Here is a 25,881-nt window from a genome sequence, read left to right on the forward strand (position 1 = left end):
TATTAGCAAAAAGCGTAACAAAGTGTTGTATTCGGCCCCGCGCCGTCAACTGAAAAATCCGGGCCGCGTTGAATAGATATCCGAACGTTGCTCAAAGAGGCTAGCTGTGGATCAGAAGAAACAACCTACCAAGGAAGCGGTGCGCCAGTGGCTGCAAAACAAGCTGGTGGACCGCCGTCCGCCACCCGACCCGCAGCAGATCCGCCGCGAGCTGGGTTGGGATTTGGTGAAAGTGGAGCGCGGCGAAGTGCCGCAGCGCTAGGAAGCATGTACTGATACCACGCTTTTTCCGCCCGCCGACGGCTGCACCAGGATGCGGGTGGAAATCCTCTCCGTCATTTCCTGCACATGGGAGATGACGCCGACTTTGCGGCCCATGGCTTGCAGGCCGTCCAGTGCGTCCATGGCAACGCGCAGGGTTTCGGCGTCCAGGCTGCCGAAGCCTTCATCGATGAACAGCGACTCCACCCGCACGCGGTTGGACGACAGCGAGGCCAGTCCCAGCGCAAGCGCCAGCGAGACCAGGAACGATTCGCCGCCGGACAGCGAGTGCACGGAGCGCATTTCACCGCCCATGTCCTGGTCGCGCACCAGCAAGCCCAGCGAAGGGCCGTTGCTGTTGTTGATGCGTTCGAGCTGGTAGCGCCGCGCCAGGTGGCTGAGGTGGGCGTTCGCGTAGCCCAGCAGCACGTCCAGCGTGAATTGCTGGGCATAGTTGCGGAACTTCTTGCCGTCGGCCGAGCCGATCAGCTCATTCAGGCGCGCCCAGCGCTGTTCGGCCGCTTCCTGTTGTTCGATCTCCGCCAGCATGGCGTGCGCGCGCTGGCGCTTGTCGTTGTCTTGCGCGATGGCGAGGCGGTGCGCGCTGGCCAGGTCGTGGGCTTGCTTGCGTTCGGCCGACAGGGCGTCCAGCGCCAGGGCCAGTGTGTCCATGCTGCGCGCGCTGCCGGCCGGCGCGCTCTCGCTGTGCTGGCGGCGCTGCAGTTGCCGTTCCTTCAGCACGGTGGCGGCGGCGGCGGCCGCATGGTCCAGCGCCTGCAGTGCTTCGCGTTCGATGCGGATGGCGTCGGCCGGGCAGGCCAGCAGGGCGAGCAGCTCCGCCAGCGTGACGGCGGGCGGCTGCGGCTCGGTTTCCGGCGCCGCAGGCGCTGCGGAGCCGGCGGCGAACAGGTCGTCGCTTGGCGGCGCGGCATGCCCGGATGCGTGGGGGGCGGCTGCACGCGCGGCATTTGCGCGCGCGGCAGCGGCGCGGGAGGATTGGTCGCGGTTGTAGGCATCCAGCCAGTCCGCCAGGCGGGTTGCGGCGGCTTCGGCGGCGGCGTGCAGGGCCGTGATGCGGGCGGCCGATTGGGCAATGGCTTCTTCGGCGCGCACACGCTGCTGCGCGGCTTGCTGGCTGGCCTGCTGCTGGGCCGCGAGGCGCGCACGGGCGGCGCCGATGGCGGCCTGCAACTGTGCTTCCACGTCGCGCACTTCCTTGCCGCCCCACAGCGCCATGCGCTGCTCCTGCATCGCCTGCAGGCTCGCGTCGGCGGCAGCGAAGGCGCTGCGGGCGCTGTCGGCGTCATGGCCGGTGCGGGCCTGCGCGGCGGCCAGCGCGTGCAGTTCGGCGTCCAGCGCGGCGAAGGCAGGGGCGCGTTCATCCAGCTGGGTGCGCTGGGTTTGCCATTGTTTGGCTTCGGCACGGCGCGCTTCGTGGAAACGCGCGGGGCCCGCTTTCCATTCGTCTTTCCAGCCCTCATTGGGCAGGTCGATGCTGCTGAAGGCGGCGTCCAGTTCATCCAGCAGGCCGCTCAGCTGCAGCGCCACTTCGATGCGCTTGTCTTCCAGTGCCTGGAACTCCGCGTTCGACTGCGCCAGCGCGGATTGCGCTGCCGCCGCCGTGGCGTGCAGGCGAGCGTGTTCGGCGGATGCGGAGTCGCAGGCTTGCTGCGCGAGGTCGCGCGCGGCGCCGGCGCGGCGCAGGGCCAGTTCCTGCTGGTCGATGCTGTGCAGCGCGTCCCGGGCCGACGCCAGTTCCGAAGCAAACCAGCCGGCGAGGTCCGGCGCTGCGCCGTCAGGCAGCATGGGGGCCGCACTGGCAGCTGCGGTGCCGGCGTTCATGGCCGTGGCGGCGGGAGCGCTCGCGCCGGCAGCGTCCATGGCGTCAGCGGCGAGCGGATGGCTGTCCCAGGCTGCGCCGGCGCGGGCCAGCGTGTCGGCCAGCGCGTGCAGCTCGGTGGCCAGCACGGCAAGCCGTTCGGTGCTGTTCTCGGCCGTGGTGCGCTGGAAGGTCTGCTGCTCGATGTTTTTCTGCAGCTGCTCGCGGCAGCGCGTCACTTCCCCCTGCAGGCTGGCGTGCATGGCGGCGAGCGCGCCGTCGTCATGGCGGTAAGGGTGTTCCTCCGCGCCGCAGACCGGGCAGGGCTGGTCGTCCTGCAGGGTGGCGCGCAGCTTCTCCACGCTTTCCGCGCACGCCGCTTCGGCCAGTTTCAGCGAGCGTTCGGCCTGGCCGAAGGTGGCCATCAGCAATGTGTACTGCTGCTGCGCGCCGGCCAGCCTGGTTTCAGCCGCCTGCCGGATGCGCTGCTGCTGCGCGGCTTCGCTGTCCAGCTGTGCCTTGCGCTGCCGGCGCGCGTCCAGTTCGGACCACGCCTTCTCGCCGGTAACGAGCAGGTCGCGCCGCTGTTCGAGCGCGCGGCGGCGGCTGTGCAAGGCGTCCGCATCGAACGACGCCAGCGCGGCGATGGCTTGCTGGCGCTGCGCCTCCAGCGCCTGAAGCCGTTCGCTGGCGCCGGCCAGGCTGGCTGTGGCGCGCGCTTCCTCGTCGCGGTGCTGGGCAGCGTGGCGTTGCAGCAGCGCCAGCGCATGGCCGTGCTTCTCGGATTGCGACGCGGCCTGCCCTGCCTGCACGAACAGCACGTCCCACTTCTGCCACGACTCGGCCAGCGCTTGCCATTGCTGGTGGCGGGCCAGCCAAGCGGCGCCGTGCTCCTGCGCGGCGGTGAGCTGGCGGTGTTCGCTTTGCTTGTTCTGCAGCGCGCTACGCGCCAGTTTGTCCGCCTGGCTGGCTGCCTCCAGCGCAGCGCTGGCCTGCCGGTGCGCGGGCAGCGCCGCTTCAATGCGGGCGTCCAGCGCCTTTGCCTGGTCCAGCTGCGGACCGGCGTTGCGCTGCGCGGCTTCGGCGTCGACAACTGCCGTTTCTGATTGCTGCAGCACGGCGGCGGCTTGCGCCTGCGCCTGCAGCGCCTGTTCCGACTCCTGCTGGCGCGCTGCCAGCGCGGCTTGCGCAACGATGATTTCGTCTTCGATGCGCGTCACCTCGCCGGCCAGCGGACGCGCGGGCTGCACGGCGTCCAGCTGCGCCAGCACCGCGCGGCGCGGGGCCGCCGCCTCCGCTTCTTCCTGCCGCTGCTGCAATGCCTGCTGCGCCTGCAGCTCGTTTTGCTCCAGCCTATGCGCCTGCTGGTGCCAGCGCAGTTCCTGCTCCAGCACCGCTTTTTGCGCGTCCAGCCCGGCTACCACGGCGTCCGCCTCCGCGCTTTGCGCATCCAGCGCGGCGCGTTCCTCGCCGCTGAGCGGCTTCTGGTCGGCCAGCCGGCCCGTCAGGCGTTGCAGCGCTGCCAGTTCCAGCTTGGCGCGCTCGAAGGCGCGCATGGAAATTTCGCTGTAGACAGCGCTGCCTGTCAGCGTTTCGAGCAACTCCCCGCGCTCGTTGTCGTCCGCTTTCAGGAAGGTGGCGAATTCGTTTTGCGCCAGCAGCACGGCGCGCGTGAACTGCTCGAACGACAGGCCGATGCGTTTTTCGATTTCGGCTTTTACCTCCGTCTTGGTGCCGCCCACCGGCAGTAGTGCGGGCAGCTGCTGCAAGCCCATGGCGGTGGGCTGTAGCGCGCCTTCGGCCTTGTTGCGCGAGCGGCGCACGCTCCAGCGCGCGCGGTAGCGCAGGTTATCGCTGCCGACGAAATCGACTTCGGCAAAACCGTCGGCGGCGCCGCGCCGCAGCAGGTTGCGGGTGTCCTGGGTGGTGACGGTTTCGGCGCCCACGTCCGGCAGCATGCTGCGGCCCAGCGCCTTCAGCAGGCGCGGCGTGGCGTCGTACAAGGCCAGGCACAGCGCGTCGAGCAGGGTGCTTTTGCCGGCGCCGGTGGGGCCGCTGATGGCGAACAGGCCGCTGGAAGCCAGCGGCTCCTGTTCGAAGTCCACACTGAATTCTCCGGCCAGCGAGGCCAGGTTTTTACCGCCGATTCTCAGGATACGCATAGGTGTTCTTTGTTCAGGCGCCGGGCAGCATCAGCTCGGCAAAAGCGCTCAGTTGCTCGGCCGGGGCTTCGTTGCCGAAGCGCTGACGGTACAGGCGCTTGAAAATGTCGTCCGGCTGCAGCTTGCCCAGCTGGTCCAGCGTCAGGGCCGCGTCGTCCAGCGATGGCATGCGCTTGGGCGTGGAGGTTTCGATTTTCGCCAGCCGCACCGGCTTGCCTTCCAGCGCTGCTTCCACGCGTGCGCGCATGCCGGGCTGAGGCGCGTCCAGCAGCACGCGCACTTCAAGGAATGGGTGGGCCTCCGGCGGCAGGCCGCTCTCGCCGGGCAGGGCGGCCAGCTGTTCCAGCACCTGTTCCAGCGGGGCGGGCGTGGCGGGCACGCGCATCAGTTCCACGGCGCGCGGCACGTGAATGGGGACTACTTCGGCGGCCGCGCCGGTGCCGGCATCGAGATCGATTCTGAGGATCTGGTGGCGGTAGCCGACTTCGGCGAACGACAGCGGAATGGGACTGCCGCAGTAGCGGATGCGCTCCTGCTTGCCCACCGATTGGGCCAGGTGCAGGTGGCCCAGCGCGGCGTAGGCGATGGACGGGTCGAAAATCCCGGCGGGCAGCATCTCCGTGCCGCCGATGACGATGCGCCGTTCGGAGTCGTTCGACATCTGGCCGTCCACCATGTGGCAGTGGCCCATGGCGACGATGGCCTGGCCGGGCTGGCGCCGGGCCTGCGCCACGGCGAATGCCTGCTGGTAGAGCAGGGCGATGCCGGCCAGGTACGGGTCGGGTGCGGGCTCCGGCGCCGGTTCGGCCGCGCTTGCCGGGCGCGGCACGTCGCCGGGGCGCAGGAAGGGAATGGCCAGGCACCAGGCTTCCACCGCGCCGCTCTTGCCGGTCAGCGGCAGCACCAGGCGCTCGACGTCGATGCTGCCTTCGGCGCCGCGCGGCACGTTGCCGATCACTCGGGTGCCGTGCGCTTCCAGCAGCGGGCCGGGGGCTTCCAGGCGGCCCGGCGAGTCATGGTTGCCGGCGATGACGATCAGGTCCAGCTGCGGTGCGCGCACCCTGGCCTGTTGCAGGAAGTGGTAGAGCTGGCGCTGCGAGGCGGACGAGGGGTTGGCGTTGTCGAACACGTCGCCGGCGATGAGCAGGGCGTCGGCCTGCTCGGCCACGATGGCGTCCAGCAGCCAGTCAAGAAAACATTGGTGCTCGTAGGTGCGTTCGAAATTGTGGAGCGACTGGCCCAGATGCCAGTCGGAGGTGTGCAGCAGACGCATGGATTGCCAGGGTAAAGCCGGAAAACGCTCAATATAGCCTAAGTTGGCCCGCCAGGCATTGACGGATATTCAAGCGGAGGCTCAAGCCGCATTCGAGGCAACGTGCGCTTCGGGCACGGGGGCGCCGGCGCGGTAGGTGTTGCGGCCGGCCTGCTTGGCCTGGTACAGCAGCATGTCGGCCCGGTTCAGCAGTTCGGCCGGAGTCACGTCCTCGCCCTGGTAGAAGGTCAGGCCGATGCTGGTCGATACCGACACCGTGGCCGCGTCCAGCTCGAACGGCGCCTGCATGGTGGTGACGATCTTGGCTGCCAGGGTCTCCGCGTCTTCGCAGCGGGCCAGGCGTTCGACGATGATGGTGAACTCGTCCCCGCCGAGGCGGGCGATGGTGTCGGTGGCGCGCATGGCGTGCGTCAGGCGCGCCGAGAACACCTTCAGCAGCGAGTCGCCCACGCTGTGGCCGTAGGTGTCGTTGACCGGCTTGAAACGGTCTATGTCCATATACATCACCGCCATCATGGTGCCGTTGTCGCGGCTGGCGGCCATGGCGTTGTTCAGCTCCTGCAGGAAGCCCGCGCGGTTGGTCAGGCCGGTAAGGGCGTCGACCTGCGACAGCTTGAGCAGGCGCTGTTTCTCGCGCTTTTGCGCGGTGATGTCCTGCCGCATGACGTGGAAACCTACCACGCTGAAGCCGCCCTCGTCGAATTGCGGAATGTAGATCACTTCAAAGCTGCGCAGCAGGCCATGGCTCTCGTCGTCTTCCTCGAAGGACAGGGTTTCGCCCGCCAGCGCGCGCTGGATGTAGGGCTGCAAAAACTGGTAGCGCTGCTCGCCCACGGTTTCGCGGATGGTCTTGCCCATCACCTCGATGCCGGACTGGCTGAATTCGCGCTCGTAGGCCAGGTTGTTGAAGCGGTACACTTCTTCCTCGTCGACGTAGGCGATCATGGCCGGCAGCGTGTCGGCAATGGTGCGCAGGCGCGCCTCGCTTTCGCGCAGCGCCATCACCGACTTGCGCATCAGCGTGATGTCGTCCAGCGTGCCGACGAAGCCGTCGATATTGCTGTCGATGATAATCGGCGCAACCTTCATCGAGGTCCACACGATGGTGCCGTCCGGATGCACGCAGCGCAGGGTGTCCTGGAACGGCTTCAGCGTTTCGCGCAGGTGCCGCAGCGCCGTGCGCAGCACGTCGCGGTCGGTCGGGTGCACGGCCGCCATCCAGGCGTCTCCCAGGGCCTGGTCGCGCGTCAGCCCGGTAATTGCCTCGAAGGTGCGGTTCACATAGGTGCAATGGCCGTTGGCGTCGGCGCGGATCAGGCCGAGCGGAGAAGCATCGTTGACGGCCGCCAGTTCGGCCTGGTTCTGCCGCATTTTCAGCTCGTCGCGTTTGCGCGACGTGATGTTGCGGGTGGTGACGGTGACGCCGTCGTCGAGCGCCACGATCTGGTGCCGCAGCCAGCGCGGTTCGCCCGGCAGGTTGCGCGTCTCGAATTCCTCTTCCAGCGGCTGGCCGGTCTCCATCACGGTACGATACTTGTCGATGAAGCCTTCCGTGCGCCACATGGGCACCAGTTCACCGATGCGCTGGCCCAGCAGCGTGTCGCGCGGCAGCTCCAGCATGCGCGCGCCGCGCTCGTTCACGTCCAGCAGCGTGAAGTCGATCACCTCACCGCGCGTCTGCGAGCGGCAAGCCTTGAGCAGGAACACCGCGTCCAGGCTGGCGTCGGCCGCCGCGCGCAGTTTCTGCCTGGCCTCGTTGGCCGCGTTCATGCTGCGCCGCAGCCGTTCGCTTTGCTGCATCAGCAGCGCGGCAAAGCACACCACCAGTACGGTCGCCACGCCGGCCAGCACGAAGTAGATGCTGCGCTGGCGCTCGAAACGGGCCATCGCCGAACTGACCGTGTTGCCCACCACCGCCGTCAGCGAATAGCGCGGCAGGTCGCGGAAGCTGTAGATGCGCTCCACGCCGTCCAGCGGCTGTTTCAGGGTCAGCTCGTCGGCGCTGCCGTAGGCATCGGTGGTGGAGGTGGTGAAGTCGATGGTGTCGGTGATGTACAGGCGCTCCTCGATGCGGCCGATGGCCAGCCCGGTGTCGCGGCTCACCAGCATCACCAGACCGTTCGGCTCCACGTGCAGGCGGTCGTAGTCCTCCACGAAATAGGCAGGGTCCACCATCAGCATGACAACGCCGGCAAATTGTCCCTGCGCGTCGTTGAGGCGCCGCGCGATCTGGATCTGCCACTTCTTGGTCACCGGCTCGACCATCGGGTTGGACGCCAGCGCCGCATCGTCCTGTGCCAGCATCAGCATCTTGAACACGGAATCGTTGGCGATGCTCTGGTTGAAGAAGCCGTGGCGGCTTTCCAGCAGCGTGCCGTCCGGCAGGTACAGCGCAATCGGCAGCTCCAGGCGGGACGGCATCAAGGAGTCGAGCAGGCCGCCCTTGCGGGTGAATTCGGGCAGGCGCAGCGCGCCGCGGGTTTCTTCGTATTTGAGCTTGAACAGCTGGGTGGCGTGCTCGGTCTGGCGCAGCAGGTGGCTGGTGTGCTCGGCCAGGGTGCGGGCCAGGGTTTGGCTGTGCAGCACGCCCTCGTGGCGGGCGCTGTGGTATTCCTGGCTAACCTGGTAAGCCACGGCTGCCCACATGGAAATCAGCAAGCCCAGCGCAAAGGCGGGCAGCAGTATCGCCCGGTACAGTTTACGCAGCAGGCGTCGGACTGGGTTATCGGATCTTGTCAATTGGTCGCCTTGGGGCTATGGGGTAACACAGTCTCCATCAGGGGTATTTTGCACGTAAACCGGGTGCTTGGGCCGCGCGAATGCCAAAACAAAAGCAAAAAATCCCGGGCCGCCGGAAAAAGTGATAAAACATCAAGCTATCGTCGACAGCGCTTGCAACAAAGCGCGCTTTCTTCTTTAGAATAGCGGGCTGGGTTTAACTATGGAAGGGCCACGTTTTTGACCGAATTGACATTCAGCCTGGCCGGCGCGCGCGCGCTGCATCTGGCGGCCCAGGGGCTGTTGCAGCCGCGCCGCAGGAAAGCGCAAAAAGCCGACCTGCTGGCGGCGATACGGCAAATGGGCGCGCTGCAGATCGACACCATCCACGTGGTGGCGCGCAGCCCTTTCCTGGTGTTGTGGAGCCGCCTGGGCGACTACCCGCAAGCCTGGCTGGAGGAGCTGCTGGCCGAGGGCGCGCTGTTCGAGTACTGGGCGCATGAAGCCTGTTTCGTGCCGATGGAAGACTATGGCTTGTACCGCCACCGCATGATAGATCCTGGCTCCATGGGCTGGAAGTATTCCGGGACCTGGATGGCCGAGCGCCGCGCCGAGGTCGATGCGGTGCTGGCGCATATCCGCGAGCATGGACCGGCACGCTCCTCGGACTTCGAGCGCACCGACGGCAAGAGCGGCGGCTGGTGGGAATGGAAGCCGGAAAAGCGTTCGCTGGAGGTGCTGTTTACGGCCGGCCGGCTGATGATCGCGCGGCGCCACAACTTCCAGCGCGTGTACGACCTGGCCGAACGCGTACTTGCGCGTGCGCTGCCGGGCTGGGACGATAAGCGCATGCCCGCCATCGAAGACACGCGCCGCACTTTCGTGCTGAAAACCGTGAAGGCACTGGGCCTGGCCAAGGCATCCTGGATTGCCGACTACTTCCGGACCCGGCCACCGCGCTTCGATCCGGAAACGCTGGCGGCCGAGGGCGCGCTGCTGCGCGCGCGCGTGCAGGGCTGGGACGAGCCGGTCTACATCCATCCGGACCACGCCGGCCTGGCCGCCAGCGCAGCTGCCGGCGCCCTGGCGGCCACCGCCACCGCCATCCTGTCGCCGTTCGACCCGGTGGTGTGGGACCGCCGCCGCGCGCTGGAACTGTTCGATTTCGATTATCGCCTGGAGTGCTACACGCCGGCCGAAAAGCGCCGCTACGGCTACTTCACGCTGCCCATCCTGCGGCGCGGTGCGCTGGTGGGGCGGGTCGACGCCAAGGCGCACCGGCGCGACGGCGTGTTCGAGCTGAAATCGCTGGCGCTGGAACCGGGTGTACGGGTCAGCGAGCGCTTCGCGCGCGACGTGGCCGCAGCCTTGCAGCGCTGCGCCAACTGGCATGGCTGCCCCCGCGTGCAAGCCGGCGCCACCGAGCCGTCCGGCTTTTCCGGCGTGCTGCAGGCGGCGCTGGACGGCCAAGCCGGCAGGGAGGCCGCATGATGCTGCCGGCAGCCCCCGCCAGCCTGGTCGGCGCGGACGGCCAGCCGCTGTTCGGCCGCTATGCCGGGCAGGCGGCCGGATTCGACTGGAGCGCACTGGCCGGCCCGCACGCCCGCAACCCGCTGTGGCGCCGTTTCCACCACAAGCGCTGGCACTATGTGGCGCTGGCCACCGAGCAGGTGTTTTGCGCCGTGGCCATCGTCGACCTGGGCTGGATCAGTACCTGTTTCGCCTACGCTTTCGACCGCGACGACGGCGACATGCTGGCCAATTTTTCGCAGGACGGCCTGCCCATCACGTCGGCCCGGGTGGCTGCGCACGCCAACGGCCGCAGTACCTTCAAGATGAAGCAGACCTACATCAACATCGAAGGGCTGGGCGCGGGCCGCTACAAGCTGGAACTGGATTGTCCCTACCTGGTGATCGAGGCCGAGTTCGGGCCCGGCAATGCGCCGCTGCTGCTGGCCAGCGGCCCGGTCAAGGACGGTTCGGTGCACGCCACGCAGAAGTCTTCCGGGATGCCGCTCACAGGCCAGGTCAAGCTGTGGCGCGGCGAATACGATCTGGCCGGCGGCGTGGCCAGTTTCGACTATTCCAACGGCCTGCTGGCGCGCAATACCGCGTGGCGCTGGGCCTCGGGGCATAATCTGGAACTGGGTTTCAATCTGCAGGCCGGCTATTTCGGCGGCCATGAGAACGCGCTGTGGCTCGACGGCCAGGTGCATGCGCTGGGACCGGCGCATTTCATCTACGACCAGGCCGACCCGCTGGCGCGCTGGCATATCTTCACCGAGGACGACCTGCTGGAACTGTTTTTCACGCCGGAGGGCGCGCGCCGCCAGAACAAGAATATGGTGGTGGCGGCCAGCCGCTACTTGCAGCCGATCGGCACCTTCAGCGGCTGGGTGCGCAGCAGCGCAGACCAGCCAAAACGCATGGTGACGCAGCTGGTGGGCGTAACGGAAGACCATAGCTCCCGCTGGTAGCGGGAGCTGAAAGGGCGGACCATGAGCATCAGGAATTTCAACAGCCTGTTCGACCCCGGCTCGGTGGCCGTTATCGGCGCCTCGCTGCGGCCGGGCAGCCTGGGCGCCATCGTGCTAACCAATATGGCCGGCGGCGGCTACGCGGGCGCGCTCTGGCCGGTCAATCCCAAGTACGACGAGTTGCTGGGCGTGCGCTGCTACGGCAAGGTGTCGGCGCTGCCGAAGGCGCCCGACCTGGCCATCATCTGCACCCCGCCGGCCACAGTGCCGGGGCTGATCGCCGAGCTGGGCGCCCGCGGCACACGCGCCGCCGTGGTGCTGACCAAGGGCCTGGACCAGGCCAGGATCGGCGGCAAGCCGGCCCGCCAGGCCATGCTGGACGCGGCCAAGCCGCACCTGCTGCGCATCCTGGGGCCGGGCGGGGTGGGGCTCTTGGCGCCGCACAGCGGCCTGAATGCCAGCCTGGCCGAGGGCGGCGCCAGGGCCGGGAAAATCGCCTTCATCTCGCAGTCGGACGCGCTGATGGCGGCGGTGCTGGACTGGGCGCGGCTGCACGGCATCGGTTTCTCCAAGTTTGCCTCGCTGGGCGAGCGCGCCGACATCGACCTGGGCGACTTGCTCGACTACCTGGCCGACGATGCCGATACGGCCGCCATCCTGGTCTACATGGAAAACCTGGCCTGCGCACGCAAATTCATGTCGGCCGCGCGGCTGGCGGCGCGCGCCAAGCCGGTGATCGTGCTGAAAGCGGGGCGCGACAGCAGCGACCTGGCCTACGACGCTGCCTTCCGCCGCGCCGGCATGCTGCGCGTGCATTCCACCGAGGACTTGTTCGACGCGGCCGAAACGCTGACCCATGCGCGCGCGCTGCGCGGCGAGCGGCTGGCCATCGTGGCCAACGGCGGCGCGCTGGGGACCATCGCCACCGACGCACTGGCGTACGCGGACGGCGCGCTGGCGGCGCTGTCGGACGAGACCATCAGATTGCTGCGGCAGGCGCAGTCGGCCGAGCCGGGCGCGGCCATCGCGCGCCGTGCGGCCGCGCCGCCGTTCAATCCGCTCAACCTGGGCGGCGCCGCCACGCCTGAGCAGTACGCGGCCGTGTTCGCCGCGCTGCTGCGCGAGCCGCAAGTGGATGCGGTGCTGTTGATCCACGCGCCCGCCACCGGGGTGGACGCCGGCCGGATTGCCGAGCTGTTGGCTCCGCTGGCGCGCGCCTCGGGCAAGAACGTCCTGGCGTGCTGGCTGGGCGGGGCAGCGGTGGCCGGCGCGCGCCGCGTGTTTGCCGAAGCCGGCTTGCCGGCCTACGACACGCCCGAGCAGGCCGTGCGCGGTTTCATGCAGACGGTGCAGTATCGCCGCAACCAGGAACTGCTGATGGAAGTGCCGGGCCAGTTGCCGCCGGGCGGCAAGCCGGAGCGCGCCGCCGCGCGCGCCGTGCTGGCTGCCGCCGTGGCAGATGGGCGCCAGGCGCTGACAGCGGCGGAAACGCGCGCCGTGCTGGCCGCCTACGGCATCCGGGTGGCGGCACCGGACGGCGGACCCGGCCCGGCACCCGGTTCGGTATCCGGGCCGGCATCAGGCGCAGGCTCGGACTCGGGCGCGGACTGGGGCGGCGGCGCGCACGGTGCCGGCGCCCGCCCGGCCGCGGCGCTGCATGCGACCGAACTGGCCATCACCGTGCACGACGACGCCACCTTCGGGCCGGTGATCAGTTTCGGGCCCGGCGGCGCCAGCGCCAATCTTGCGGCCGAGGCGGCGGCCGGCCGGGGCGGCGCCATGGACTTCGGCGCCAGCCACCGCGCCATCGGCTTGCCGCCGCTCAACATGGTGCTGGCGCGGGACTTGCTGGAGCGTACCCGCTTGCGCCCGGCCGCCGACAGCGACGCCATCTGCCATGCGCTGATCCAGGTATCCGACCTGGTGGCCGACACGTGCGAACTGGCCAGCCTGAGCCTCAACCCGCTGCTGGCGGATGCGCAAGGCGTGCTGGCGCTGGATGCCCGCATCACGCTGGGTCCGCCGCGCGCCGGCTACCGGCTGGCCATCCGTGCTTATCCGCAGGAGCTGGAACAGGAAGTCCTGTGGCGCGGCGCACCGCTGACCTTGCGCCCGATCCGGCCTGAAGATGCCCCCCAACATGTCGAATTTTTTTCCAAACTGGATCCGGACGATGTGCGCTTGCGCTTCTTTTCCGCCATGCGCGAGTTGCAGCCGGCGCAACTGGCGCGGCTCACGCAGATCGACTACGACCGCGCCATGGCCTTCATTGCAACACGCATCGGTAGCGCGGGCAGGGCTGAAACACTAGGGGTAGTACGCGCTGTTGCCGACCCCGATAATCAGCATGCTGAATTTGCCATTTTGGTACGTTCGGACTTGAAGGGAATGGGGCTAGGCGCTATTCTGTTTCAAAAGCTGATCGATTATTTCCGCAGCCGAGGCACTGCGGCGATTGTCGGTGAAGCGTTGTCTGAAAATGGCGGTGTCCAGCAGCTGGTCCGGCGCTTCGGCGGCTCGGTCAGTCCGTCGCCGGAACCCGGGACGTCCATTTTACATCTCAAGCTGCAAGCGTAGTTTCCTGATCAATACCCAGACAGTTTGTTCTATGTCAAAGTCCTGATCGTCGCAATTATTTACACTTTTACTTCCGCCTCGTCGCTTTTTGTGATCCTAGCTTGGAGTAAGAATGTTAACTGCCACATACACCTTGGTAGCTCTATCTGTCGAGCAAGCCAGCATCCGCGTCAGTTTGCTTTCCTTCCAGAAATACGTCCAGTCCACGCTGCTCAACCAGAACAGCCTGACCTTGTCGCAACTCGAGTTCGCGTGCGAATCGCTGAACCGGCTGTACCAGGCCTGCCACTGGCGCAAGATCGAGATGTATTTGATCCCGGCGATCCGCCAGGCGACCGAGCAGGCCAACCAGCTGCTCGACGAGCTCAACCGGCTAAACGACACGGCGCTGGGGGTGATCCGCTCGCTGCAGCAACAGGTTGCCGAATCGAAAGACGAGTCCGCGCAGCGCGTGCACGATATTTGTGCCGGCATCGACGCCTTTTGCGAGTCGCTGCTGCAGCGGCTGGACAAGGAAGAGAAGGAACTGTTTGCCGTGGCGCGCACCGCCATCGGCGGCGAAGCGTGGTTTGCCATCGCCAACCAGTTCCTGCTGCACGATGCCAACGTGGCCGAGGCGCGCCGCTGCAAGGGCGGCACGCTGCACCTGGTGGGAAAGCCGGCCGCCAGGCCGCGCGGCAAGGCGGACGAGCTGGCGCTGCCGGAACTGGCCGTGTTGCCCCAGGTGCTGCCGGACGACGAGTTCGACACCAATATTCCGGTGTCGGAACTGGTCCGTCCGCGCCGTCAGCGTCCGTCCAGCCGCGCGCTGGCAGACTAGCTTTCGCGTAGCCGAGGCAAAGCATGGCCTTCCTTTGCTATGATGGCGGTTTTGAAACAGCGATAGCCCATCATGTTCGAATTCCTCTTCAAGCGACCCGGCGATGCGCCGAACGGCCAGCAGCCCGACGCTGCACAGGCTTCCGCCGCCGTGGCCGCGTCCGCCCAAGCTGAGCAGACCGCCTCGCGCCGCGCCGCGCAGGCCGAGCGGGCCAAGACGCTGGCCGAGGACGAGGCCGCTGCAGTCGAATTGATTTTGCAGAGCGAGTTTGCCGACGTGCGCCTGGCTGCGGCCGCGCACGTGGTGTCGCAGCCGGCGCTGGAGAAGGTGCAGCAGGCCATGCGCAACACCGACCGCCGGGTGGCCAAGCTGATGCAATCGCGCCTGGACGCGATCCGTCACCAGCAGGCCGAACAGCGCCAGGCCGAGGCCGCCATTGCCAATGCGCGCAAGCTGCAGGCCGACGAGAAACTCACGCCCAATCAAGTCGCCGAACTGGACCGCCTGTGGAAGGTGATTGCCGCCACGCCCGCACTGGCCGAAGAATTCAACGGCGTGCGCAGCGCGCTGGGGCAGCGCCTGGAAGACCAGGTCAACCTGCAGCGCGCCGCGCTCGACGCGCTGGCCGCCGTGCGCCGCCTCGCGGCGGATGGGGCCGATGCGGCCCAGCTAGACGCGCTGGCCGAGGAGCACGCCAAACACGTGGCGGCACCCGAGAAGGGCGCGCTGCCGCGCAACCTGCTGGGTGATTTCGAGACCGCCATGGCCGAGGCGCGCAGCAAGCTTGCCGCGCAAGAGGCCCGCCGCGCCGCGCAATCCGGCGCGCCCCCCGGCGCCAGCGCTGGCGCCGCCCAGTCCGAGGCGGCGGCCGGCGGCAACGCGCAGGAGGCAGCCGGCGACGGCGCAGTGCCGGGCGCTGCGGCTGCGCAGGGCGCCCATGCCGCTGCCGGCGGCAGCGAGACCGACGGCGCCGCGCACGGTGCGGCACAGTCAGCCGACGCACAGGCAGCCGGCGCACAGGTTGCGCAGCAGTATCCGTCCGCCGCGCACGGCGCTGAATCCCAGGCATCGGCCAAGCACGGCGGGGACGCGGGCGGCAAAGGCGCCGAGCGCGCCGCCCGGCAGCGCGACCTGTCGCCTGCCGCGCAGGAGGCAGCGCGCGAGGCCAACAAGCGCTTCATGGCCACGCTGGACGGCATGGAAGCGGCGCTGGCCGAAGGCCAGTTGCATGTGGCCAATGACCACGACAAGACACTGAAGGAAATCAAGACCGGCCGCCTGACGCCGGCCCAGGCCGACCGCCTGGCGCATGTGCGCGCCGACTTGAAACGCCTGGGCGACTGGGCGCGCTGGGGCGGCAACGTGTCGCGCGAGGAACTGGTGAAGTCGGTCGAGGACCTGCAAGGCCAGCAACTGGCGATGGCCGAGCTGGCCAAAAAAGTCGGCAGCATGCGCGAACGCTGGAAAGGCCTGGACTCGGTTTCCGGCCCGGCGCCCAAAGGCCTGTGGGAGCGTTTCGACGCCGCCTGCACCGCTGCCTACGCACCGGCCGCCGCCCACTTCAAGCACCTGGCCGATGAACGCCACACCAACGCCGCCAAGGCGCAAGCGCTGATCGCAGAAGTTGACGCTGTAAAGGCCAAGGCCGCCGAATCGGAAACGCCCGACTACAAGGCGCTGGCCGCTGCCTCGCAGCGCCTGCGCCAGGCCTGGGGCCGCCTGGGCGCCATCGACCGCAAGGAAAAGAAGAAGCTGGACGCCATCTTCGGCAAGGCCATGGACGCCATGCTCGCGCCGCTGGAAAACCAGCGCAGCATCGAAGTGGCCTGCCGCGAGCAATTGATCGAGGAAACCGCCAAGCTCAATCCGGTCGACCGCCATACGCTGGACACGCTGCGCATCCTGCAGGAACGCTGGCAGGAGCACGCCAAGGCGCTGCCGCTGGAGCGCAAGCAGGAGCAGGCGCTGTGGCAGCGCTTCCGCGCCGCCTGCGACGCCATTTTCGCCGCGCGCAAGGAGTCGGCGCACGCCGCCGACCACGAACGCAAAGCCCACCTGCATGCCCGCGAGGCCATTTGCGCGCAGTTGGAGCAAGCCACCTTCAGCGGCGATGACAAGGCCCAGCAGGCCGCCATTGCCAAGGCCTTGCGCGACGCCGCCACGGCGTGGCACGCGTCCGGCACGGTGCCGCGCGCCAGCGAGCAGAAGATCGAGGCGCGCTACAAGGCGGCCATCGCCGCTGTGCAGGCCCAGGGCGACGCCATCCGCAAGCGCGCCGGCGCCGCGCAGGCCAACGCGCTGCGCGACAAGCTGCGCCTGACGCAGGCGCTGGAGGCGGCCCTGGCAGGCGCCGCGCCCAACGGCTCCGCTGCCGCCGTACCGGATGCCGCCACGCCCGCCGCCCCCGCGGCCGGCGGCGCCGTCGACGCCGCCGACTGGGAGGCGCGCTGGAAAGCCTTGCCGGCCCTGCCGAACGACTACGAGCGCACGCTGCACGCCCGTTTCGCCGCCGCGCTGGCCGCCGCGGCCGAACCGGGCAAGCGCAGCGCCTATGCGGCCCAGCTGGAAGCGGCGCGCGCCAAGTTGCTGCAGGAAGTGCTGCGCCTGGAGATCGTGGCCGGCGTCGACAGCGGCGCCGAGTTCGCGCGCGAACGCCTGAAAATGCAGGTCGAGGTGCTGCAGTCCTCGCTCAAGTCCGGCCAGAAGCCGATGACGCAGGCGGCCCAGTTCGTGCAGCTGTGCGCCATGCCGGCGCTGGCGGACGCCCGCACGGCCAGCCGCATCGAACAGTTGTTCCGCCGCATCGGCGCGGAGGCCAAATGACCCAGGTACGTGTGCAGGCGGAGGACTTCGATGTCGCCGCCGAAGTGGCGCAACTGCGCGCCGGGAACGCCAGGGTCGGCGGTATAGTCACCTTTGTCGGCACCGTGCGCGACCTGAACGAAGGCGCCGACGTGGCGGAAATGGAACTCGAACACTATCCGGGCATGACGGAACAGTCGATCGAGGCCATTATTGAACAGGCGAAAGCGCGCTGGCCGATTTACGGCGCGCTGGTGATCCATCGCATCGGGCCCCTGAAGCCCACCGAGCAGATCGTGCTGGTGGCGGTGACGTCGGCCCACCGCGGCGAAGCGTTTGCCGCCTGCGAATTCATCATCGACTACCTGAAGACCGAAGCGCCGTTCTGGAAGAAGGAACAAACCCCGGAAGGCGCCCGCTGGGTCGATGCCCGCGTCAGCGATGACGCCGCACTGAAGAAATGGACACTTTCTTGATTTAGGTTGATCTGGATCAAGATAGCCTCCTTGAAAACCGGTCGCGCAACCCAACTTGTTGGTTAGACCAATTCAGGAGCATTTCAAATGCGGCAAGACAAACTTACTACCAAACTGCAGGAAGCCCTGGCCGACGCGCAAAGCCTGGCCGTGGGCAACGACAATCCCTACATCGAACCGGTGCACCTGCTGGTTGCCCTGATCAACCAGGACGACGGCAGCGCGCGCTCGCTGCTGCAGCGCGCCGGCGTCAACGTCAACGCGCTGACCAATGCGCTGAAATCGTCGCTGGAGCGGCTGCCCAAGGTGTCCGGCACCAGCGGCGACGTGCAGGTCAGCCGCGAGCTGATCGGCGTGCTGAACCTGTCCGACAAGGAAGCCCAGAAGCGCGGCGACCAGTTCGTGTCCAGCGAAATGATTTTGCTGGCGCTGGCCGACGACAAATCCGACGCCGGCAAGCTGGCGCGCGAAAACGGCCTGACGCGCAAGGCGCTGGAAGCGGCCATCGACACCGTGCGCGGCGGCGGCAAGGTTGATTCGGCCGAGGCCGAAGGCCAGCGCGAGGCGCTGAAAAAATACACGCTGGACCTGACCGAACGCGCCCGCGCGGGCAAGCTCGACCCGGTGATCGGCCGCGATGACGAAATCCGCCGCGCCATCCAGGTGCTGCAGCGCCGCACCAAGAACAATCCGGTGCTGATCGGCGAGCCGGGCGTGGGCAAGACCGCCATCGTTGAAGGCCTGGCGCAGCGCATCGTCAATAACGAAGTGCCGGACTCGCTGCGCGGCAAGCGCGTGCTCTCGCTGGACATGGCCGCGCTGCTGGCGGGCGCCAAGTACCGCGGCGAATTCGAGGAACGCCTGAAATCCGTGCTGAAGGAACTGGCCATGGACGAGGGCCAGACCATCGTCTTCATCGACGAGCTGCACACCATGGTGGGCGCCGGCAAGGCCGAAGGCGCGATGGACGCGGGCAATATGCTGAAACCCGCGCTGGCGCGCGGCGAACTGCACTGCCTGGGCGCGACCACGCTGGACGAATACCGCAAATACATCGAGAAGGACGCCGCTCTGGAGCGCCGCTTCCAGAAGATCCTGGTCGACGAGCCGACCGTGGAGGCGACCATCGCCATCCTGCGCGGCCTGCAGGACAAGTATGAGCTGCACCACAAGGTGGCGATCACCGACGCGGCCATCATCGCGGCGGCCGAACTGTCGCACCGCTACATCACGGACCGCTTCCTGCCCGACAAGGCGATCGACCTGATCGACGAGGCGGCCTCCAAGATCAAGATCGAGATCGACTCCAAGCCGGAGGTGATGGACAAGCTGGAGCGCCGCCTGATCCAGCTGAAGATCGAGAAGGAAGCGGTCAAGAAGGAAAAGGACGAGGCTTCGCGCCGCCGCCTGGACCTGATCGACGAGGAAATCGCCAAGCTGCAGCGCGAGTACAACGACTTCGAGGAAATCCTGAAGGCCGAGAAGGCCAATGTGCAGGGCACTACCCACATCAAGGAGGAAATCGAGCGCATCAGGCAGCAGATGGAGGAAGCCACGCGCGCCTCCAACTGGCAGCGCGTATCAGAACTCCAGTACGGCAGGCTGCCGGAGCTGGAGACGCAGCTCAAGCAGGCTGAAACCCTGGGCGCGGCCGCCGACAGCGCCGACAAGCCCAAGCTGCTGCGCACCCAGGTGGGCGCCGAGGAGATCGCCGAAGTGGTGTCGCGCGCCACCGGCATTCCGGTGTCGCGCATGATGCAGGGCGAGCGCGACAAGCTGCTGCACATCGAAGAGAAGCTGCACCAGCGCGTGGTGGGGCAGGATGAGGCGATCAACGCGGTGGCCGATGCGATCCGCCGTTCGCGCGCCGGCCTGGCCGATCCCAACCGCCCATACGGCTCGTTCATGTTCCTGGGCCCGACCGGGGTCGGCAAGACCGAGCTGACCAAGGCGCTGGCGACCTTCCTGTTCGATACGGAAGAATCGCTGATCCGCCTCGACATGAGCGAATTCATGGAGAAGCACTCGGTGGCCCGCCTGATCGGCGCGCCGCCCGGCTACGTGGGGTACGACGAGGGCGGCTACCTGACCGAAGCGGTGCGCCGCAAGCCGTACAGCGTGATCCTGCTGGACGAAGTGGAGAAGGCGCACCACGACGTGTTCAACGTTTTGCTGCAGGTGCTGGACGACGGGCGCATGACAGACGGCCAGGGCCGCACGGTGGACTTCAAGAACACCGTCATCATCATGACGTCGAACCTCGGTTCGCAGAAGATCCAGTCGATGGAGGATTCCGATCCGGCCCTGGTGAAGCTGTCGGTGATGGCCGAGGTGCGTTCGCACTTCCGCCCGGAATTCATCAACCGCATCGACGAGATCGTGGTGTTCCACGGCCTGGACGAGAAGAACATCGGCGCGATTGCGAAGATCCAGCTGCACATCCTGGAACAGCGCCTGGCGCGCATGGAGATGGCACTGCAGGTAACCGACGGGGCGCTGCAGAAGATCGCCGAGGCGGGTTACGATCCGGTGTATGGCGCGCGTCCGCTCAAGCGCGCGATCCAGCAGCAGATCGAGAACCCCCTGTCGCGCCTGATCCTGGAGGGCCGTTTCGGTCCGAAGGACACCATCCACGTCGGCGAACGCAACGGCGCGCTGGTGTTCAGCGCGGACGGCAAAGAGCCGATCGTCGCGTAGGACAGCTTAGCGGGGCTCGGCCCCGCGTAAGGCGCCATCGCCGAAGTCCTCCACCTCATAGCGGTCCAGAAAGCGCCTCGGCTCACGCCGGGGCAGGCCGCTGTCGGCCATCGCGAAGCGCAGCCGCTCCGCCTCCAGCTGTTCTATCGTGCGCCGCACGTACGCGCCCAGCGACTGGCGCGTGGTGCACTTCTGCCACATCGGATAGCGCCCGCTGACGCGGTAACCGTCCAGATACTCGATTTCGAAATCGCATTCAAAATAGTCTTGCGGCCCGGTGGCCCAGCTGCGCAGCAGCTTGTCGGCCGACACGAATGAGCCGAGAACGGCCATTGCGCGGGCGCGCTCCTGGCTGATGCGGATTTTGGCGACACCTACTTTTTCGTCATGGTGCATGGCATGCTCGCGAGAGGTCAGTGCCGCATTTCGCCGTCAACCTGGCGCCACAGCTGCAGCGGGTTGCCGTCCTGCAGCGCGGCGGGCAGCAGGCTGGATGGAACATCGAGATAGAACACGGGTCGCAGGAAGCGCGCGATCGCCTGCGCGGCGGTGGCGCCGTTATAGATCGGCATGGAGGTGAAACTGTTGACGTTGACGTGGCGCGCCATGCGCTCGAGCTGCGGCATCAGGCGCGCGGCCAGCGCAGTGTCGCCGTCGGCCATCTGCATGCCGGCCACCAGCTGGCGGCCCAGCAGCGCGGCCACCGCCAGCAGCTCCTCCGGGCAGGCGCAGCGCAGCAGCAGCGCGGACGGCCCCGGATGCCGCTCGGCCAGCGTGGGCGTGGTCAGCAGGCTGGACGCTTCGGCCTCGACGAAGACGGCGCGCGCTTCACTGGCCGGCCCGCCGGCCGCTGCGGCGCCGCTCTCGGCCAGCAGATCCACATTGCGCTCGCGCAGCAGCCGCGCCACGCTCTGCGCGTGGCCGTGCTGCGCGCCGGCACAGGGCAGCGCCACCGGCGGCATGGCCAGCACGCCGTCAATGATGGTCTCTCTTAAGTCTATATACCCGTCGCCCTCTATCGCCACTACAATGCCGGGCTTGAACATGCCGTGGGCCGTGCAGGGACTGAACTGCTTGAGCAGTTGCTGGCCCAGGTGCTCGGCGCGCGCATTGAGCGCGTGCGGCAGGATGAATACCGGATTGCTGCTGGCGATGTCGAGCAGCACCGGCACCGGCTCGCTGCGGTCCAGGCTGCGCCGCATCAGTTCCATGCCTTCCGCGCGGAGGCCGGCATACGTGGCCGCCTTGATGTCCGGGTGGGTGACCAGCGCGGCGGCGCTGCCGGCGTGGTCCGCCACCAGGCCGTACACGCCTTCGGGCAGGCCGGCCGCCTGCACAGCCGCGGCAATGGCCCCGGCCAGCAACTCGCAGGTACGCGGATGGGTGGCGCTGCTGCGCACCACCACGGGGCAGCCGGCGGCCAGCGCGGCGATCACGTCGGCCGCCGCCGCCGCATACACCGGCGCGGCGCAGGCATGCCCGGCGCCCAGCACGGCCACCGGTCCCAGCGCGATGTTCTGCACGCGCTGTTCGGGCGGCGCGGTTTCGATGGCGGCACCCAGCCAGTGGCTGCGGCGCAGCACAGCGGCGAAGGCGCGCAGCTGTTGCAGGACACCTTCGTGCTCCATGGCAACAACCGGTGCGTCCGCGTTCAGTTCGGCCCGGGCGCTGGCGGCCACCGCCTCGCGCGCGGCGTCGATATGGAAGGAGATCAGCTCGAGCAGGCGGCAGCGGTCGGCCACGCTGCAGTGGCGGAAGGCGGCGGCTGCCGCATCGGCGCGGCGCGCGGCCAGGTCCAGGCTGGCCCGGGCGTGGGGCGGCAGCGGGAGCGGCTGGGGAGCGGCGGAGGTGGCGGGGGTGTTCACTAGGGGCATGCCTTTGATGGTCTGTGGCGCTTAAATATTGTAAAAACTATTCCGTGCAGCGGTTAATAAATTCTTGTAAATTGGCGTTAAATGTCCTTAAGGGATAGACGCCGGCCATACCGACGACACAATGACCTCACCCGATACCGCTATCCTGTTTGGCGCCTACCGACTGGTGCCGTCCGAGCGCGCGCTGTTCAACAGCGAGCAGCCGGTGCGCCTGAGCGGCCGCGCCTTCGACCTGCTGCTGGCACTGCTGGAACGGCCCGGCGAAGTGCTCAGCAAGGACGAGCTGATCGCCCGCGTGTGGCCGCGCACCTGTGTCGAAGAGGGCAATCTGCGGGTGCACATCGGTGCGCTGCGCAAGGTGCTGCACGACGCCAGCGGCAGCCTGTACGTGGAAAATGTGGTGGGGCGCGGCTACAGTTTCGTGGCGCCGGTGCGGCGTGTGGTTCTTCAGGGGCAGCATGCCCAAGCGCCAGCGGCCGGGAACTTGGCGCCGCCGCTGCAAAACGCTCGCATCTTCGGCCGCGACGACACCTTGCGGCAGCTGGCCGCGCAGGTGCCGCAGCGGCGCCTGGTCACGGTGGTGGGGCCGGGCGGCATGGGCAAGACCACGGTGGCGGTGGCCGCTTCCGGCCAACTGGCGCACGGTTTCAGCCACGGCGCGGTGCTGGTCGACCTGGCGCCGCTGACCGACGGGGCGCAGGTCAGCAGCGCGCTGGCGCTGGCGCTGGGCATGCCGTCCATGTCGAGCGATCCGGGCGCGGTGCTGGTGGCGCACCTGCATGACATGCATGTGCTGCTGGTATTCGACAACTGCGAGCATGTGGTCGACAGCGTGGCCAGCCTGGTGGAGCGCTTGCTGCGTCAGACCCCGCGCGTGCACGTGCTGGCCACCAGCCGCGAGCCGCTGCGGGCGGATGCGGAATGGGTGCACCGCTTGCCGCCGCTGGCCTTGCCGCCGGCGGCCAGGCAGGACAGCGCCGAGCCTCCGGCCAAGCCGGCCATTCCGGCCGAGCTGGCGAACCGGATCGATCTGGCCGAATTGGCAGCCACACCGGCGGTGCAGCTGTTCGTGGAACGCGCCACTGCCGGCATGGACAGCTTTCGCCTCCACGCGGACAACGCGGCCGCGGTAGCCGATATCTGCCGCCGGCTGGACGGTATTCCGCTGGCGATCGAGCTGGCGGCGGGACGGGCCGAGTTTTTCGGCGTGCACGGACTGGCCGAGCGGCTCCAGGATTGCTTCACTGTGCTCACGCGCGGCCGCCGCACGGCGCTGCCGCGCCACCAGACCCTGCGCGCCACGCTGGACTGGAGTTACGACATGCTCAGTGCTGCGGAGCAGGCCACGCTGCGCCGCTTCGCCATTTTCCGCGCGCCGTTCACGCTGGAATGCGCCGCCGGCGTGGTGCAGTGCGCCGATATCTGCGCTGCGGACGTGCTGGACTGCATAGCCAACCTGGCGGCCAAGTCCCTGCTCAGCGCAGACACCGGCGGCGAGGTGGTGCAATACCGCCTGCTCGACACCACCCGCGCTTACGCGCTGGAAAAGCTGCTTGCCAGCGGCGAGCTGGCGTGGGTGGCGCGGCGCTACGCCCAGCGCTGCTGCGCATTCCTGCAGCCCGCGCAGGCGGACCTGGAACGGCAGCCGCCGGCGGCATGGATGGCCACCTACGGACGCGGCATTGACCACGTGCGTGCCGCGCTGGACTGGACCTTCGGCGTGGAGCCAGGCGGCGGCGCGGCCGGTCCGGACCAGGCTTGCGGTGGCGACCTGGTGCTGGGCCTGCAGCTGTGCGCCGTCTCGGCGCCGCTGTGGTATCAGCTGTCGCTGATGGATGAATACCGTAGCCGGCTGCAGCAGGCGCTGCGGCTGGCGCGCCAGGGCGGCGAGAACGGCGGCAGCGCCGAAGGGCCGGCGCAGCTTGCCCCGCAGCTTGAAATGCCGCTGGTGCTGGCGCTGGGCCACGCGCTGCTGCACGCGGGCGACCAGGCCGACAATGCCGAGCGCTCCAGCGCCTTTGCGCGCGCGCTCGACCTGGCGCAGCAGATCGGCGACAACCCCAGCCGCATGGGCGCGCTGTGGGGCTGCTTTGTTGATGCCATTTTCAACGGCGACTACCAGCTGGCATTGGGCTACGCGGAGCGCTTCGGTGCGGCGGCCGCCAGCGCCGGCGGGGAAGTGCACAAACTGGCGCACGCCCGCATGCTGGCGCGCACCATGCATTATCTCGGCCACCAGGATCTCGCGCGCAGCCACATCGAGTTCGTGGTGCACCATCCGCTGGACAGCATGCGCCTGTCGCAGGGACGCGGCTTCCAGTTCGACCAGCGCATATCCAGCATGGCCATCCACGCCCGCGTGCTGTGGCTGCAAGGTTACCCGGAGCAGGCCATGGCAGTGGCGCGCGGCTGCGTGGAGGAAGGGCAGAGGGCCGGGCACGGCATCTCGCTGTGCTTCGCCGTGCTGGTCGCGTGCACCGTGTCCACCTGGTGCGGCGACGAGGCGGACGGCCAGCGCTACGCCGCGCTGATGCTGGATCACTCGCACCGCTGCGCGCTGCCGCAATGGCATTTCTGGGGCCGGGGCCACGCGCTGGCGCAGCGCCTGCTGCATGGCCGCCACCCGCCGCAGGACGACGAACTGTTCGCCTTGCAGCAGGACCGGCATTGCGGCGATCTGCAGGTGGACGTGCTGGCGACGCTGCATCCGCGCCTGCTGTCGGCGCGGGCGATCGCGCGCGCCGAGGGCGGCAGCGCGGGCTGGAGCCGCGCCGAAGTGCTGCGCAGCTGGGGGGAAACCCTGTGCCAGGCCGGTTCGGACGCGCAAGCCGAACAACTGTTCGAGCGTGCGCTGACCATCGCGGCGGAGCAGGGCGCTGGCGCCTGGCAGCTGCGCGCGGCCACCAGCCTGGCGCGCTTGCGCTGGTCGCAGCAGCGGCGCCTGGAGGCGCGCGCGCCGCTGGAGGCCATCTACAGCCGCTACAGCGAAGGCCACGCCACGCGCGACCTGCGCCTGGCCCGCAGCCTGCTCGATGAATTGGCCTAGCCGGCGGCTTACGTAAAGAACGCGGACGGCGTGGTGCCGAAGGTCTTCTTGAACATGGCCGAAAACGCCGATTGGCTGGTGTAGCCCAATTGCTCGGCCACTTGCGCCATCGGCAGGCCGCGCGCGATCAGCGGCGCCGCGTGTGCCAGCCGCACCTGCTGGCGCCATTGGCCGAAGGTCAGCCCCAGGTCGCGTTCGAACAGGCGTGCCAGCGTGCGCTCGGAAGCGCCCACCTGGCGCGCCCAATGTTCCAGCGTCTGCGGCGAGGCCGGGTCGTCCATCAGCGCCGCGCACAGCATTTTCAGGCGCTTGTCCTCCGGCAGCGGCACGCGGATCGGGCGCGTGGCCGACCGCGCCAGCTCGTCGAGGATCAACTCTGCCAGCAGCGGCTCGCGCGCAGTCTCCTTGCCCAGGTCGAGCTGCTCCAGCGCCACAATCAGCTCGCGCAGCAGGCCCGACACCTCCAGCACCTTGCATTCCGTGCCCGCGAATGGCGCGCGCGCAGCCAGCACGCACAGCGGCCGCAGGCGCGCCTTCTCCAGCACCGTCACCGCGTGCTCCACGTGCGGCGCGATCCAGATGGCCCGCAGAGGCGGCACGATCCAGCTGCTATTGTTGGCCGTCACGCGAACCACGCCTTCCAGCGCATAGGTCACCTGGCCCCATTCGTGGCTGTGCGGCGCCATGAATTCGGCCGCCTCCAGGTCGCGCGCCCGCAGCGTCACCGGCCGCGCATCGCTCGGTTCGTTGCGAGGATGATAATGGTTGGTGTGGGTGACAATCGGGATGTGCATGGGCGGGCCTTGGCAGGATTGCGACAAAAGATGTCCGCCTATCTTAAATCAGCCGCCGCCGGATTGCTACACTGGGCTCTGCATA

At 68.1% G+C, this 25,881-nt stretch carries 15 protein-coding genes; 9 read left to right on the forward strand and 6 right to left on the reverse strand.

Annotated elements, in window-relative coordinates:
- Positions 1–106: 106 nt before the first annotated feature.
- Positions 107–262, forward strand: a complete 156-nt coding sequence (locus tag ASD15_RS32975; RefSeq protein ID WP_200954087.1) for a hypothetical protein — start codon at positions 107–109, stop codon at positions 260–262.
- Here ASD15_RS32975 and ASD15_RS26415 read toward each other — a convergent pair.
- The 3 genes from ASD15_RS26415 to ASD15_RS26425 form a co-directional block, all read right to left on the reverse strand.
- Positions 259–4,242: an AAA family ATPase gene (locus ASD15_RS26415; protein WP_057157997.1), complete on the reverse strand. Its 3,984-nt coding sequence runs from the start codon at positions 4,240–4,242 to the stop codon at positions 259–261. The two genes, ASD15_RS32975 and ASD15_RS26415, sit on opposite strands and share 4 nt — an antisense overlap.
- A gap of 13 nt (positions 4,243–4,255) precedes the next feature.
- A complete protein-coding gene (locus tag ASD15_RS26420) occupies positions 4,256–5,515 on the reverse strand; it encodes an exonuclease SbcCD subunit D C-terminal domain-containing protein (RefSeq protein ID WP_057157998.1) in 1,260 nt (419 codons plus the stop codon).
- An 81-nt stretch (positions 5,516–5,596) separates the two neighbouring features.
- Complete coding sequence (locus tag ASD15_RS26425) at positions 5,597–8,254, reverse strand: diguanylate cyclase domain-containing protein (RefSeq protein WP_229418342.1); 2,658 nt, start codon at positions 8,252–8,254, stop codon at positions 5,597–5,599.
- 219 nt (positions 8,255–8,473) lie between these two features.
- On the opposite strand from ASD15_RS26425, the gene ASD15_RS26430 reads away from it, so the two are divergent.
- From ASD15_RS26430 to clpB, 7 genes are all read left to right on the forward strand, one after another.
- Positions 8,474–9,724 (forward strand): winged helix-turn-helix domain-containing protein, encoded by a 1,251-nt coding sequence (locus tag ASD15_RS26430; RefSeq protein ID WP_057157999.1) that lies wholly within the window; start codon positions 8,474–8,476, stop codon positions 9,722–9,724.
- A complete protein-coding gene (locus ASD15_RS26435; protein ID WP_057158000.1) occupies positions 9,721–10,710 on the forward strand; it encodes a DUF2804 domain-containing protein in 990 nt (329 codons plus the stop codon). The genes ASD15_RS26430 and ASD15_RS26435 overlap by 4 nt, the downstream gene beginning before the upstream one ends.
- 21 nt (positions 10,711–10,731) lie before the next feature.
- Positions 10,732–13,287 carry a bifunctional acetate--CoA ligase family protein/GNAT family N-acetyltransferase gene (locus tag ASD15_RS26440; RefSeq protein ID WP_082552160.1) on the forward strand — a complete coding sequence of 852 codons (2,556 nt, stop codon included), beginning with the start codon at positions 10,732–10,734 and terminating at the stop codon, positions 13,285–13,287.
- 112 nt (positions 13,288–13,399) lie between these two features.
- Positions 13,400–14,107: a hemerythrin domain-containing protein gene (locus ASD15_RS26445; RefSeq protein ID WP_057158001.1), complete on the forward strand. Its 708-nt coding sequence runs from the start codon at positions 13,400–13,402 to the stop codon at positions 14,105–14,107.
- Positions 14,108–14,179: 72 nt separating this feature from the next.
- Positions 14,180–16,930, forward strand: a complete 2,751-nt coding sequence (locus ASD15_RS26450) for a DUF349 domain-containing protein (protein WP_057158002.1) — start codon at positions 14,180–14,182, stop codon at positions 16,928–16,930.
- Positions 16,927–17,385, forward strand: a complete 459-nt coding sequence (moaE, locus tag ASD15_RS26455) for a molybdopterin synthase catalytic subunit MoaE (protein WP_057158003.1) — start codon at positions 16,927–16,929, stop codon at positions 17,383–17,385. The genes ASD15_RS26450 and moaE overlap by 4 nt, the downstream gene beginning before the upstream one ends.
- Positions 17,386–17,472: 87 nt before the next feature.
- Positions 17,473–20,082, forward strand: a complete 2,610-nt coding sequence (gene clpB / locus ASD15_RS26460) for an ATP-dependent chaperone ClpB (RefSeq protein WP_057158004.1) — start codon at positions 17,473–17,475, stop codon at positions 20,080–20,082.
- Positions 20,083–20,088: 6 nt separating this feature from the next.
- Here clpB and ASD15_RS26465 read toward each other — a convergent pair whose 3' ends face one another.
- Together ASD15_RS26465 and ASD15_RS26470 are read right to left on the reverse strand one after the other, a co-directional pair.
- A complete protein-coding gene (locus tag ASD15_RS26465; RefSeq protein WP_057158005.1) occupies positions 20,089–20,478 on the reverse strand; it encodes a hypothetical protein in 390 nt (129 codons plus the stop codon).
- Between the two features lie 17 nt (positions 20,479–20,495).
- Positions 20,496–21,947 (reverse strand): aldehyde dehydrogenase family protein, encoded by a 1,452-nt coding sequence (locus tag ASD15_RS26470; RefSeq protein ID WP_057158006.1) that lies wholly within the window; start codon positions 21,945–21,947, stop codon positions 20,496–20,498.
- A 130-nt stretch (positions 21,948–22,077) separates the two neighbouring features.
- On the opposite strand from ASD15_RS26470, the gene ASD15_RS26475 reads away from it, so the two are divergent.
- On the forward strand, positions 22,078–25,002 hold the full coding sequence (locus ASD15_RS26475) for a winged helix-turn-helix domain-containing protein (protein WP_057158007.1): 2,925 nt from the start codon (positions 22,078–22,080) through the stop codon (positions 25,000–25,002).
- Between the two features lie 8 nt (positions 25,003–25,010).
- On the opposite strand, the gene ASD15_RS26480 is transcribed toward ASD15_RS26475, so the two are convergent.
- A complete protein-coding gene (locus ASD15_RS26480; RefSeq protein WP_057158008.1) occupies positions 25,011–25,796 on the reverse strand; it encodes a helix-turn-helix transcriptional regulator in 786 nt (261 codons plus the stop codon).
- Between the last annotated feature and the right edge of the window lie 85 nt (positions 25,797–25,881).

Origin of the sequence: Massilia sp. Root351 (assembly GCF_001425045.1) — a bacterium.
Classification (GTDB): domain Bacteria; phylum Pseudomonadota; class Gammaproteobacteria; order Burkholderiales; family Burkholderiaceae_D; genus Rugamonas.

Coding starts and splice junctions, on each gene's coding strand:
- ASD15_RS26415 (WP_057157997.1), bottom strand. CDS start 4,242: ATGCGTATCCTGAGAATCGGCGGTAAAAACCTGGCCTCGCTGGCCGGA.
- ASD15_RS26420 (WP_057157998.1), bottom strand. CDS start 5,515: ATGCGTCTGCTGCACACCTCCGACTGGCATCTGGGCCAGTCGCTCCAC.
- ASD15_RS26435 (WP_057158000.1), top strand. CDS start 9,721: ATGATGCTGCCGGCAGCCCCCGCCAGCCTGGTCGGCGCGGACGGCCAG.
- ASD15_RS26440 (WP_082552160.1), top strand. CDS start 10,732: ATGAGCATCAGGAATTTCAACAGCCTGTTCGACCCCGGCTCGGTGGCC.
- ASD15_RS26445 (WP_057158001.1), top strand. CDS start 13,400: ATGTTAACTGCCACATACACCTTGGTAGCTCTATCTGTCGAGCAAGCC.
- ASD15_RS26450 (WP_057158002.1), top strand. CDS start 14,180: ATGTTCGAATTCCTCTTCAAGCGACCCGGCGATGCGCCGAACGGCCAG.
- moaE (WP_057158003.1), top strand. CDS start 16,927: ATGACCCAGGTACGTGTGCAGGCGGAGGACTTCGATGTCGCCGCCGAA.
- clpB (WP_057158004.1), top strand. CDS start 17,473: ATGCGGCAAGACAAACTTACTACCAAACTGCAGGAAGCCCTGGCCGAC.
- ASD15_RS26465 (WP_057158005.1), bottom strand. CDS start 20,478: ATGCACCATGACGAAAAAGTAGGTGTCGCCAAAATCCGCATCAGCCAG.
- ASD15_RS26475 (WP_057158007.1), top strand. CDS start 22,078: ATGACCTCACCCGATACCGCTATCCTGTTTGGCGCCTACCGACTGGTG.
- ASD15_RS26480 (WP_057158008.1), bottom strand. CDS start 25,796: ATGCACATCCCGATTGTCACCCACACCAACCATTATCATCCTCGCAAC.